At 45.3% G+C, this 11,892-nt stretch carries 12 protein-coding genes; 3 read left to right on the top strand and 9 right to left on the bottom strand.

Translation table 11 applies throughout. From position 1 onward, the window contains the following. Positions 1–37: 37 nt before the first annotated feature. From rlmM to pomA, 7 genes are all read right to left on the bottom strand, one after another. On the bottom strand, positions 38–1,129 hold the full coding sequence (gene rlmM, locus R7R78_RS09575) for a 23S rRNA (cytidine(2498)-2'-O)-methyltransferase RlmM (protein ID WP_017820611.1): 1,092 nt from the start codon (positions 1,127–1,129) through the stop codon (positions 38–40). Continuing rightward, positions 1,126–1,524, bottom strand: coding sequence for a DUF423 domain-containing protein (locus R7R78_RS09570; protein ID WP_053306526.1), 399 nt, complete (start codon positions 1,522–1,524; stop codon positions 1,126–1,128). Before R7R78_RS09570 ends, rlmM begins: the two co-directional genes overlap by 4 nt. Further along, positions 1,514–2,137, bottom strand: coding sequence for an alpha/beta fold hydrolase (locus R7R78_RS09565; RefSeq protein ID WP_053306527.1), 624 nt, complete (start codon positions 2,135–2,137; stop codon positions 1,514–1,516). Before R7R78_RS09565 ends, R7R78_RS09570 begins: the two co-directional genes overlap by 11 nt. After that, positions 2,118–3,038 (bottom strand): transcriptional regulator GcvA, encoded by a 921-nt coding sequence (locus R7R78_RS09560; protein ID WP_005383616.1) that lies wholly within the window; start codon positions 3,036–3,038, stop codon positions 2,118–2,120. Before R7R78_RS09560 ends, R7R78_RS09565 begins: the two co-directional genes overlap by 20 nt. Before the next feature lie 510 nt (positions 3,039–3,548). Further along, on the bottom strand, positions 3,549–4,997 hold the full coding sequence (gene thiI / locus R7R78_RS09555) for a tRNA uracil 4-sulfurtransferase ThiI (protein ID WP_005383617.1): 1,449 nt from the start codon (positions 4,995–4,997) through the stop codon (positions 3,549–3,551). Between the two features lie 211 nt (positions 4,998–5,208). Next, on the bottom strand, positions 5,209–6,156 hold the full coding sequence (locus R7R78_RS09550) for a flagellar motor protein MotB (protein ID WP_042521210.1): 948 nt from the start codon (positions 6,154–6,156) through the stop codon (positions 5,209–5,211). 14 nt (positions 6,157–6,170) lie between these two features. Continuing rightward, entirely contained in the window at positions 6,171–6,932 is a 762-nt protein-coding gene (gene pomA, locus R7R78_RS09545; protein WP_005381564.1) for a flagellar motor protein PomA, read from the bottom strand. 263 nt (positions 6,933–7,195) lie between these two features. Here pomA and xseB point away from each other — a divergent pair, with 263 nt between their 5' ends. From xseB to dxs, 3 genes are read left to right on the top strand one after another with little or no spacing between them, the layout of a single operon-like run. Beyond that, positions 7,196–7,438: an exodeoxyribonuclease VII small subunit gene (gene xseB, locus R7R78_RS09540; protein WP_017635682.1), complete on the top strand. Its 243-nt coding sequence runs from the start codon at positions 7,196–7,198 to the stop codon at positions 7,436–7,438. Positions 7,439–7,459: 21 nt separating this feature from the next. Then, positions 7,460–8,344, top strand: a complete 885-nt coding sequence (gene ispA / locus R7R78_RS09535; protein WP_005383621.1) for a (2E,6E)-farnesyl diphosphate synthase — start codon at positions 7,460–7,462, stop codon at positions 8,342–8,344. Between the two features lie 20 nt (positions 8,345–8,364). Then, entirely contained in the window at positions 8,365–10,230 is a 1,866-nt protein-coding gene (gene dxs / locus R7R78_RS09530) for a 1-deoxy-D-xylulose-5-phosphate synthase (RefSeq protein WP_167415051.1), read from the top strand. 47 nt (positions 10,231–10,277) lie between these two features. Here dxs and pgpA read toward each other — a convergent pair whose 3' ends face one another. Together pgpA and thiL are read right to left on the bottom strand one after the other, a co-directional pair. Continuing rightward, positions 10,278–10,784: a phosphatidylglycerophosphatase A gene (gene pgpA, locus R7R78_RS09525; RefSeq protein WP_053350269.1), complete on the bottom strand. Its 507-nt coding sequence runs from the start codon at positions 10,782–10,784 to the stop codon at positions 10,278–10,280. Between the two features lie 91 nt (positions 10,785–10,875). Next, on the bottom strand, positions 10,876–11,841 hold the full coding sequence (gene thiL / locus R7R78_RS09520; protein WP_225473458.1) for a thiamine-phosphate kinase: 966 nt from the start codon (positions 11,839–11,841) through the stop codon (positions 10,876–10,878). Positions 11,842–11,892 lie beyond the last annotated feature (51 nt).

Below are 11,892 nucleotides of genomic sequence, written 5' to 3'. Positions count from 1 at the left end.
TCCTAATCACTATCCCCAAAAGACTCAGGGAATAAAGTTAGTAAGGTGAAATATTCGACAGACATTGGATATGAATCGTGATCTCTTCACGATCATGATACAAATGTTTAGCTTGTAGCTTGAACTTTACCTTATTATCAATGAGGAACTGCTTGAGATTTTCAAGGTCTTGCAGCACTTCGTCATAACGCCCTTTCATTGGCAGCTTAAGGTTAAAGATGGCCTCTTTTGCCCAACCTTTTAACAGCCACTGTCCCATCAGGTGAGCAACACGAGCTGGCTTTTCCACCATGTCACAAACAATCCATGTTACGTTCTTGCGGTCTGGTTCGAACTTAAAACCATCCACCATATGGTGCTTGATCTGGCCAGTTTCCATCAAACTGTCTGCCATCATGCCGTTATCAACGCAGTGAACGAACATTGAGCGCTTCACTAATTGGTACGTCCAACCGCCTGGACATGCACCTAAATCCACACCCCACATACCTGGTGCCAAACGCTCATCCCACTCTTCACGTGGAATAAAGACATGAAATGCTTCTTCCAGTTTAAGTGTTGAACGACTTGGAGCGTCTGCTGGGAATTTAAGGCGAGGGATACCCATGAAGAACTGTGAGTTGTTGTCAGTGTAAGAGTAACCAACGTAACAGTGGCCAGGCTCAACAAAGCAAATGTGCAGTACTGGTTTTTTCGCGTTATCTTTGTTCAGCATTAAGCCTTTGCCGCGCAACGCTTGACGCATTGGGACGGTAAACTTACGGCAGAATTTCAGTAACTCTTTCGCTTCATTTGTATCTGGCGTTTCAATTCTCAAATCACCACAACGAGGGAATGCTTCGATGTCTGCTAGTTCATTCAAAATTGGACTAATTCGGTCATCACTTGGCAACGATTGAAACTCAGCTGCTACCGCAAACATTTGTCGAGCAAAAATTAAAGACTTAAAGTCTAAACCTCTCGCAAGTTTGTCGGCATCTCCATCTTGGTAACACTCGAAGACAACATAACCTGAGTTTCTCTTCACACGAGGGAAGCCATACACTTCCAACTGTGTCGCTTTGTCCTGAATTTCACCAGCACACTCTTTCTCAAAGCCAGAACGGCAATAGAGCATTAGTTGTTTCACTTGGAGACCTCTTTGATATTGAACGCAGCAAAAAAGAACAGACACCAACCAATCATGAACAGTAATCCTCCCACAGGAGTAATTGGTCCAAACCACTTAATGCCCGTCAGCGCCAGCGCGTAAAGACTGCCGCTAAAACAAAAGATGCCGATAATAAAGCAAATCGCCGCAATGAAAAAATATTTTTGTGCTTTTTGTCCCAAATTGAGCAGAAGCAGAATGGCACAAAACACAATCGCCAACGTGTGAATAAATTGATACAGAACTCCGGTCTCAAATACACCGAGCAAATAAGGGGCCAGTGTCGCTTTTAACCCATGAGCAGCAAATGCTCCAAGAGCGACCGAAAGCAGCCCAGACAATCCAGAGAGTGAGAGTAACCACTTACTTTTCACTGTACACCTCTTTTATAAACGCCGCTAACTGCTCTATCGCGAGTGTAATGTTACCCACTTCAGTATGACCTGAGATCTTGCGCGGTTTGAAGCTGTGGTCACCATCAGGTAAAAAGCTCACAGTTACTTGCGACGAAAGGACGAAATCATCGAATTCCTCACGCTTACCAAAGGTGTCTCGCTCCCCTTGCAGAATCAGCGTAGGTTTCTCAATGGTTGCTAAGTGCTCGCCTTTGTATTTCTCTGGCTTTCCCGGCGGGTGAAATGGAAAACCTAAACAGGCAATGCCCGCCACCAGCTCATTTTCAGCCAACAAGCTCGACATACGACCGCCCATTGACTTACCACCAATAACCACGGGAGAAAAAGCAAAGTGAGCGATCACTTCGCTGTATGCTTCAAGCAACTTTGGCGCGCGATCGGGCGGACGCTTTTTGCCATCTTCCGAACGTTTCACCATGTAAGGGAAATTAAAACGCACTACACGAATACCTTGCTCCACTAATCCTTTGGCGACCGCTGTCATGAAGTCATGCTCCATCCCCGCACCTGCGCCGTGAGCAAAAATAAACAGCGGTCCGTTTTCAGGCCCCTCAGCTATCCAGTGATTCATCCAATACTTCCTCTTGTTCTTTTCTCGCGGTTGCTAACATCCAATCTCTAAACGTTGCGATTCGGCCCATATCTGCCTGCTGTTCATGACACACCACATAAAATGCATTCTTAGATATCAACACCTCGTCGAATGGTGCAATGAGTCGTCCGGCTTCCATTTCAGGTTTGGCGAGTACGTTGTTACCGAGCGCGACCCCCTGACCGTGTGCAGCAGCCTGTAGCACCATCGTTGAGTGACTAAAAATAGGACCGTGGTTTACGTTGATGCCTTCAATGTTGTAATGACGAGCAAACTGCTTCCAGTCTTTACGCGAAGTATCGTGTAACAAAGTATGTAATTTGAGGTCACTTAAAGATTCTAATGGTTTGTTACCCAAAAGTAATGAAGGTGAACAAAGTGGGATCAAAAACTCTTGGTACAATTTATCTGCTCGCAAACCTGGCCAGTTCCCACGGCCATAGTAGATCGCCACATCAACATCATCAGTCAGTGAGCCTTCATCCATATCTACGGCTTTAATACGTACATCGATATCGGGCTCTTGAGCATTAAAATCGGCCAAACGAGGTACAAGCCATTGGATAGCAAAACTCGGCGGTAGGCTAATCGTCAATGCCCCTTTTTCGCTACGTTCCAACACCTTATCTGTCGCTTCCGCAATCGAGGTGAAAATATCTTTGATATCGAGAAAGTAACTTTGGCCTTCTTCTGTTAACAACAAAGAACGATTACGTCGACGGAAGAGCTTCAATGATAAGAACTCTTCAAGCGCTTTAATCTGGTGACTGACCGCGGCTTGAGTAACAAATAACTCTTCTGCTGCTCGTGTAAAACTGAGATGACGAGCAGCCGCTTCGAAGACTCGAAGCGAATTTAATGGAGGCAATCTGCGAGACATATGGGACCTCTAATAGGATTAGTTTTTTTAATCTGAAACATTATAAAATGTCCGTTGTCGAACAGCCAGATAAATTCTATATTTCACCCCGCAACACGGGCCTGAACGGCTTGATTTCTTTGGAAATCAATTGGCTTCGTTGTTGCGATGTTGTGTTTGCAAACTCGTATTTCGAGTTAGGTAGATTTCTACCATAATGTTTTGTCCACACTCCCTGTGACAAAACATATACTTCCTGTATTTATTTTTGACCTGTCTGTCAAATTTGTTACACCGCCTAAATTAGGCGGTGTTTTTTTATCTATCAAAAATCTCATCCGCATATCTGGCAGCAATATCACTTTATTACTCTTCTTTCGGATTAATTATCGTTATATCAACACAAAGTGTATGGCTTTGAGATAAGCCTCAACATTATGCTAAGTAATGGTTGTCTGTAACGCGATCAAAAACAAAAAAGGCGCAAATTGATGTCTCAATTTGCGCCTTTTAACGTATTTTAACAGTCAGCTATGGACGGTAAACTTTTACGTTGCTGAAGCCTTGCTCTTGCAAGTAAAGCGCTTGCAGACGGCTCATCACACCGCGGTCACAGTAAAGTAGGTATGTCTTAGACTGGTCTAAGTCACCAAACTGTGTACCCAGCTTGTAGAAAGGGATATGTTTCACATCCACACCTTCGATTTCAAGTGGGTTATCGTCTTCCTCTTCAGGACTACGAATATCTAGCACAACCGCGTGCTCTTCTACCGCTTGAACTTGCTCTACTTCTGGTGCGGCTTGCTCAGACTCTTTCGCGATATCACGAATGTCCATCATGCGAGCTTCTTGAACCACTTGCTCAAGGATACTGAAGTCGAATTTCTCTTCTTCAGCTTCTAGCTTGCCTTTCACCGCTTTCACGGTTGGCTTCTTAGAGATAACACCACAGTATTCTGGCATTGTCTTCGCGAAATCTTCTGTGCCGATTTCACGTGCTAGATTGATGATGTCTTCTTTATCCCAGTTGATAAGCGGACGCAGAATCAGCGTGTCTGTTACGTTATCGATGTGGCGTAGATTGGTTAGCGTTTGGCTCGATACTTGACCTAGCGCTTCACCTGTTACCAATGCTTCGATCTTCATCTTCTGAGCGATCATGCCTGCTGCACGCATGAACATACGCTTCAAGATCACGCCCATTTGGCCGTCATCGACTTTCTCTAGGATTTCCGCAACCACAGGCTCGAAATCAACTGAGATAAAACGTACTTTTGCTGAAGAACCGTATTTGTTCCATAGGTAGTGAGAAACCTGCTTAACGCCGATTTCGTGTGCTGGACCACCCAAGTTAAAGAAGCAGTAATGTACTTTTGAACCACGCTTGATATGAAGATAGCTTGAAACACCAGAATCGAAACCACCCGAGATCAGGCTTAACACGTCTTCTTGCGTACCCAGAGGGAAACCACCTAGGCCTTTATGACGAGACAATACTTGGTTTAGCTTGTCGTTCGAGACTTCTACCTTGATCGTCACGTCTGGGTTTCGTAGCTTAACACTAGCGCTTTCAATCGCTTGATTTAAACCACCGCCTACATAACGCTCTAGTTCAATAGAGGTAAAGTCATGCTTGCCACGACGCTTCGCACGTACAACAAAGGTTTTATTTTCGAGTGCAGCACGGTTGAGTTCTAGCACTTGCTCGAAGATATCGTGCAAGTCTTTAAATTCAGTTTGCTTCACTTCCAGTACGTGGTGAATGCCTGGTGTATGAGTCAAAACCTCAAGAACTTCAGCGTGGAATTCGTTACTCTCAGAGGTCACTTCAATGTGATCACGACGGTTAAATACCGCGACAGACTCCGTGCGGCTCTTAATGATGTTACGAATGTTGCACTCTAAAATCTTTGTGAAGCGCTTACGCACAGATTCACTTTTTACAAAAATTTCTGGATGGGGCTTTACAATAAATTTCATAGTCTAATTCGCAGGTTAGTTTCGCAATCAACAAAGAGTGACACTCAACTTCAATACTTCATACGCAGTAAAACCGCGTTTCAGTCACAAAAAGTAGTCTGAGCTCACTTTTAAGGCGCAAGATTATACACCCAAGCGGATTGGAAAAACAAAAAAAGCGAGCAATCTGCTCGCTTTCTTATCTCTTTACTGACTTAAAACTAAAGCCTAGTTATTGAATTACCGGCACTTCTTCACTGTAGAGAGGCTCGCCTTGCATAATGCTGATTTCAACCCGTCGGTTAAGCGCGCGATTTTCATCAGAATCATTCGGTAACAAGGGCTCCGTATCCGCCATACCCCGCACTCTCAAACGTTGATGAGAGAAGCCTCTCACTTTCTCCATCTCTTGCGCGACTGATACTGCACGCTGAGAAGAGAGATCCCAGTTAGAACGATAAAGTTCCGAGTCTAGCGGTCGATTGTCTGTATGGCCAGATACTCGAACAATGCCTGGCACGTCTTTTACTAGCTCTGCAATCTGACGAACTAAAGGACGAAACTTAGGCTGCAAGAAGGCCGAACCTTCTGGGAATGCACCTTTTTCACGCATACGTATAACAATCTGCTGACCGAGGTTTTCAACTTCAATGGCGCCTTGTTCAATCTCTCGCTCTAAGGCTTTCTTGATGCTTTCCATCAAGGTTTCCATCTCTTGCGACATCTCTTTAGATTGCTGTTGCTGCATGTCCGCTTCGGCAGATTCATTGTTTTGAGTTGACGTTTCTGGCGATTGCCCACCCGTTAACTTGCCTTCATCACGTTTTGTGCCACCAGCTCGATCAGACTCCCCTTCATGAAATTCGAGCGTCTGCTGAGTGATGTCCATGGTTTGCTGCATGATGACATCAATCGGAGTTGGTTCCGGCCGACCCGGTCGAAACTCTTGGGCAATAATGCTAGTACCTTTAGGAATGTCTTTCACTTCAAGCTGATTTTGCACACCGAAGGCAAATTTCATTGATCCTGCAATTTGTTTGAACTTCAGTACATCCATCTCAGAAAACGAGAGCAGAAGAACAAAGAAACACATCAGTAGCGACATCAAATCTGCGAATGTCCCCATCCATAACGGGAGGCCAGGTGGCGGACAATCGCATTTGTTATCTTCATCATCCATCACGACTCTCCAAGTTACTCGTCAATCTCAAGGGCACGTTTACCTTCATTGAGGTAGTTCTTCAAGTAACTATCGATCACTCGCGGGTTTTGGCCATCTTGAATCGCTAATACGCCATCCATGATCAAACGGCGATTTAGCGTTTCTTGGTCACGGCGAAGAGAAAGCTTATCCGCAATAGGGAAAAACACCATATTGGACAGGATCGCGCCATACAATGTGGTCAAGAGTGCAACGGCCATTGCTGGTCCAATCGCTTTAGGGTCATCCATGTTTGAAAGCATCGCAACAAGACCAACCAAGGTGCCAATCATTCCCATTGCAGGAGCAACGTCGCCAAAGGCGCGAAATACACCAGTACCTTGCGTATGTCGTTCATCCGTAAGCGCGATGTCTTTTTTGAGTGCCGCTCTCACAACGTCGGCATCATGGCCATCAACCAGTAGATCAATGCCTTTCTGCATGAATGTGTTGTTTATTTCCATCTCTTCAAGAGCAAGAAAACCACCTTTACGCGCCGCATCGGCCATTTCCACAATTTTTGCGATCAGGTCTTCGGGTTCATCCGCTTTAAACATGAAAGCTTTGCCTGCAATCTTTGTCGCACCAAAAAACTGTCCCATTGTGAACTTCATCAACACGACGAATATTGAGCCACCAACGACAATAAGGATCGACGTGACATCGACAAACATGCCGATGCTGCCACCAAGCACCATCGCCATAATGACGAATGCAAAACCACCAATCAAACCTAATAGGGTTGCTAAATCCACAAAGCACTCCTCACGCTATACTCAAATACTGCCATTGGGCGGATTATTACCTGTATCGACAACTCGCGCAGAATTTTTAGAAAAATCTTAGCTAATGGATCACAAATTACACCTAACAACCTCAACCAAAATATGGGGTTTCACCGCTTAGACTCGTTGAACGCTAATTTTGTGACAATTATATAAGGTTAAATTTGACCAAGTTACTAGGCTAAGGTAACTTTCGTGCATCTTACCCGAGGCTTGATTAAGGCAGAAAAAAGATGGCGGTCAAGAAACCAGAAAACATGACCTTTGAAGCAACCATTGAAGAGCTTGATAGCTTGGTTGATCAATTAGAAAATGGCGATCTTGCTCTAGATGATGCCCTGCGTAAGTTTGAACGAGGCATTGCCTTAGCTCGTGCAGGCCAAACTAAATTAAGCGACGCCGAACAGCGCGTGAGCATTCTTCTTAATGAAGATGATGAAGCACCACTGAGTGACTTCAAACCAGATTCAGAATAACAATCAGTAGTGAGCAATGTGATGCAACAGACATTGACGTCTTTTCAACAAAGAAACAATCAGCAATTGAATTTGTGGCTCGATCAGCTTCCATATCAAGAGCAGCCATTGATTCAAGCAATGAAATACGGCCTTTTGCTAGGTGGAAAACGCGTTCGCCCTTTTCTTGTTTACATCACAGGTCAAATGCTCGGCTGTAAACCTGAAGACTTAGACACCCCCGCCGCTGCTATCGAATGTATACATGCCTACTCACTCATTCATGATGATCTGCCAGCCATGGACGATGATGAACTGCGTCGAGGTCAACCAACTTGTCATATTAAGTTTGATGAAGCAACCGCAATACTGACAGGTGACGCACTACAAACTCTTGCCTTCACTATTATTGCTGATGGTCAATTAAGCCCGGCGGCTGAAGCTCAACGCATCAACATGATCAAAGCCTTAGCGCATTCCTCTGGTGCCAGCGGCATGTGTGTAGGGCAAGCCTTAGATTTAGGCGCGGAAAATCGCCAAGTTTCTCTTGAAGAAATGGAAGAGATACACCGTAAAAAAACCGGAGCTCTGATTGATTGTGCGGTAAAATTAGGTGCATTAGCTGCTGGTGAGAAAGGTATCGAGGTTCTACCTCACTTGGAGCGCTACTCAAAAGCAATTGGTTTGGCGTTTCAGGTTCAAGACGATATTCTTGATATCATCAGTGACACAGAAACACTGGGTAAGCCTCAAGGTTCCGACCAAGGTCTGAATAAGAGCACTTATCCTTCCCTGCTGGGTTTAGAGGGAGCCATAGAGAAAGCTCACACTCTGTTACAGGAAGCACTTCAAGCATTGGAAGCTATCCCATACAATACTCAGTTACTCGAAGAGTTCGCCCGATATGTCATCGAGCGCAAAAATTAACACTATAAGCGCGCATTTATATGACTCTTGATATTTCAAAGTACCCAACACTGGCGTTAGCAAATACACCGGAAGAATTACGTCTTCTTCCGAAAGAAACATTACCAAATCTGTGTGATGAACTGCGAACGTATCTGCTAAATTCAGTGAGCCAATCTAGCGGACACTTAGCGTCTGGCTTAGGCACCGTAGAGCTAACTGTCGCTCTGCATTATGTTTACAACACCCCTATCGACAAATTGATCTGGGATGTTGGTCATCAGGCTTACCCGCACAAAATCCTCACCGGACGTCGCGATAAAATGCCAACAATTCGCCAAAAGGATGGTCTACACCCTTTCCCTTGGCGTGAAGAAAGTGAATATGACACCTTATCTGTCGGCCACTCTTCGACATCGATTAGTGCAGGTCTTGGCATGGCCATCAGCGCACAAAAAGAAGGTAAAGGTCGCAAAATCGTAAGTGTGATTGGTGATGGCGCAATTACAGCAGGCATGGCATTCGAAGCCATGAACCACGCTGGCGACGTTCATCCTGATATGTTGGTGATTTTGAACGACAACGAAATGTCGATTTCAGAAAACGTCGGCGCCCTGAATAACCACCTTGCGAAAGTACTTTCTGGTAGCTTGTACACTTCTATCCGTGAAGGCGGTAAGAAAGTGCTGTCTGGTGTTCCACCTATTAAAGAGTTGGTTCGCCGTACGGAAGAGCACCTAAAAGGCATGGTGGTGCCTGGTACTCTGTTCGAAGAGTTCGGCTTTAATTACATTGGCCCGGTTGATGGGCACGACGTCAATGAACTCGTCAAAACGCTGAAAAATATGCGTGAGCTCAAAGGTCCTCAATTCCTACACATCATGACCAAGAAAGGCAAAGGTTATGAGCCTGCCGAGAAAGATCCTATCGGCTACCATGCAGTGCCGAAGTTCGCACCGGCAAACAATAGCTTACCAAAGAGCAGTGGCGGTAAGCCAACTTACTCAAAGATCTTCGGTGACTTTTTATGTGACATGGCGGCCCAAGATCCTAAGCTAATGGCAATTACGCCAGCGATGCGCGAAGGCTCGGGTATGGTGCGTTTCTCAAAAGAGTACCCAGACCAATACTTTGATGTGGCGATTGCTGAGCAGCACGCGGTGACACTGGCAACAGGCATGGCAATTGCGGGCGATCATCCAATCGTTGCTATCTATTCGACTTTCTTGCAACGTGGTTATGACCAATTGATCCACGACATCGCGATCATGGACTTACCAGTGATGTTTGCGATCGACCGCGCAGGTCTCGTTGGCGCAGATGGTCAAACTCACCAAGGTGCGTTCGATTTGAGCTTTATGCGCTGTATTCCGAACATGGTGATCATGGCGCCAAGCGACGAAAACGAGTGCCGACAAATGCTTTACACTGGCCATAAGCATTCTGGCCCGAGTGCGGTTCGATACCCTCGTGGTAGCGGCATGGGCGTAGAAATCGAAACTGAGTTTACGGCTTTAGAAATCGGTAAAGGACGCATGGTTCGCCAAGGTGAAAAAGTTGCTATTCTGAACTTTGGTACTTTCTTGGGTAACGCGCTAGAAGCGGCAGAATACCTTAACGCCACTGTTGCTGATATGCGCTTTGTGAAGCCGCTCGATGAGGCATTGATTCGTCAACTAGCCGCAGATCATGACGTGCTCGTGACGTTAGAAGAAAATGTTATCGCGGGTGGTGCTGGTGCTGGTGTCGTTGAGTTCATGATGAAAGATAAAATCATTAAACCTGTGTTGAACCTAGGTTTACCAGATGAGTTTATTCATCAGGGAACACAAGATGAACTGCATGAAGAGCTTGGTCTCGATGCAAAAGGAATTGAAAAATCCATCTTGGATTATTTAGCAAAATAGAATGTAAAAAGGGATGCTCATCGCATCCCTTTTTTTACGGTCAACGTTTAGTTCATCCAGCCCGCATATTTTGCGACTAGAAACAGGGCAACACCGGCCATAACTCCCGCCACGATATCATCAACCATAATACCTAGCCCACCGTGAACTCGCTTATCTAGCCACCCAATTGGCCAAGGTTTTACCATATCGAAAAAACGAAATAAGATGAAGCCAGTGATCAACCACTTCCATTCAGTGAGTGGAATATTCAGTGCAGGTACAATGCTCATCGTAATCCAAAAGCCTGCAAACTCATCCCATACGATTGAACCATGATCATGTACTTTCATGTCTGCAGAGGTCACTTGGCATATTTGAATGCCGATCACACACGAAATCAGAACAACAATGACATACGCCGTAAATGGTAATTGTGCCAACAACAAAAATAAAGGCACGGCCGCCAGTGTGCCCATTGTTCCAGGAATAAACGGGGATAATCCACTGCCAAAACCCGTTGCCAATAGATGCCACGGGTTCTTTAATGAAATCAGAGAAAGAGGGTTGGTCATATCCTTAAACCTATACTGCTAGTTTGGTTTCAATCGTCATGCCTGCGAGTTACTCAATAGTAACAGGCTCTTGGCTAGAGCTTAGCTTAGATCATTTAAAGTGGTCGAAGCCACTTAAGTCCCAATCAAGTGGTTGATTGTTATCATGCAGCTCGAAGGTTCCATTTGGTCGGATTTGACCAATACATGTGACCTTACAGCCAGTATGAGATAAAGCGCTTTGTAACGAGCCTCGATTTTGCTCCGGCACGGTAAAACACAACTCGTATTCTTCGCCACTTGCTAAAGCATACTGCTGCGCGCTGATCTTATCATCTAAAAACTGAACTAATTCTGAAGAGATCGGTAGCTGAGAGACATCAATACTCACCCCAACCTGAGATCGCTGTAAAATGTGCTTAATATCAGAGATTAAACCATCTGAAATATCTATCGCAGAAGAGGCTAAGCCAACAAGAGCTTGTCCAGCAAGCACACGCGGAGAACTAAGGTAATGAGCTCGCTCTAGTGCTTCCGCGCCGGCTCTGCTGCGCAGAGAGTCATCTAGAATCACATCCAAGCCAGCTTTTGCATCGCCAAGGTTTCCCGTTACGTATACCCAATCCCCAGGCTTTGCGCCGGATCGCTTGAGCGCTTTGTCTTCAGGTACAAAACCTTGCACCGTGAGTGTCAGACACAATGGCCCTTTGGTGGTATCACCGCCTATTAACTGAATACCATAATAATCAGCCAGTTCGAAAAATGCATCACAGAAAGGTGCAAGCCATTCTTCATCTGGCTCGGGCATCGTTAATGCAAAGCTCACCCATGCAGGCGTTGCGCCCATCGCTGCCAAATCACTGATGTTAGAAGCCAATGCTTTGTGTGCGACCCATGCTGGGTTCGCGTCGGCTAAGAAATGCGTTCCAGCTACCAATGTATCCGTGCTAATCGCAATCTGAACATTAGCTGGCGCTTTGACCAAAGCGCAATCATCACCAGCGGCTAGATGGACATCTTTACGTTGGCTCTGACGACCGACGAAGTACTTGTCTATCAGATTAAATTCACCAGACATAATTCACTTACTTTTTGATGTAAAAGCTTTTGATACAAAAAAGGTCAGCAT

Source organism: Vibrio sp. 2134-1, from assembly GCF_033339495.1.
The sequence above is the reverse complement of the archived record's forward strand: the minus strand, read 5'-3'. Positions and strand labels throughout refer to the sequence as shown.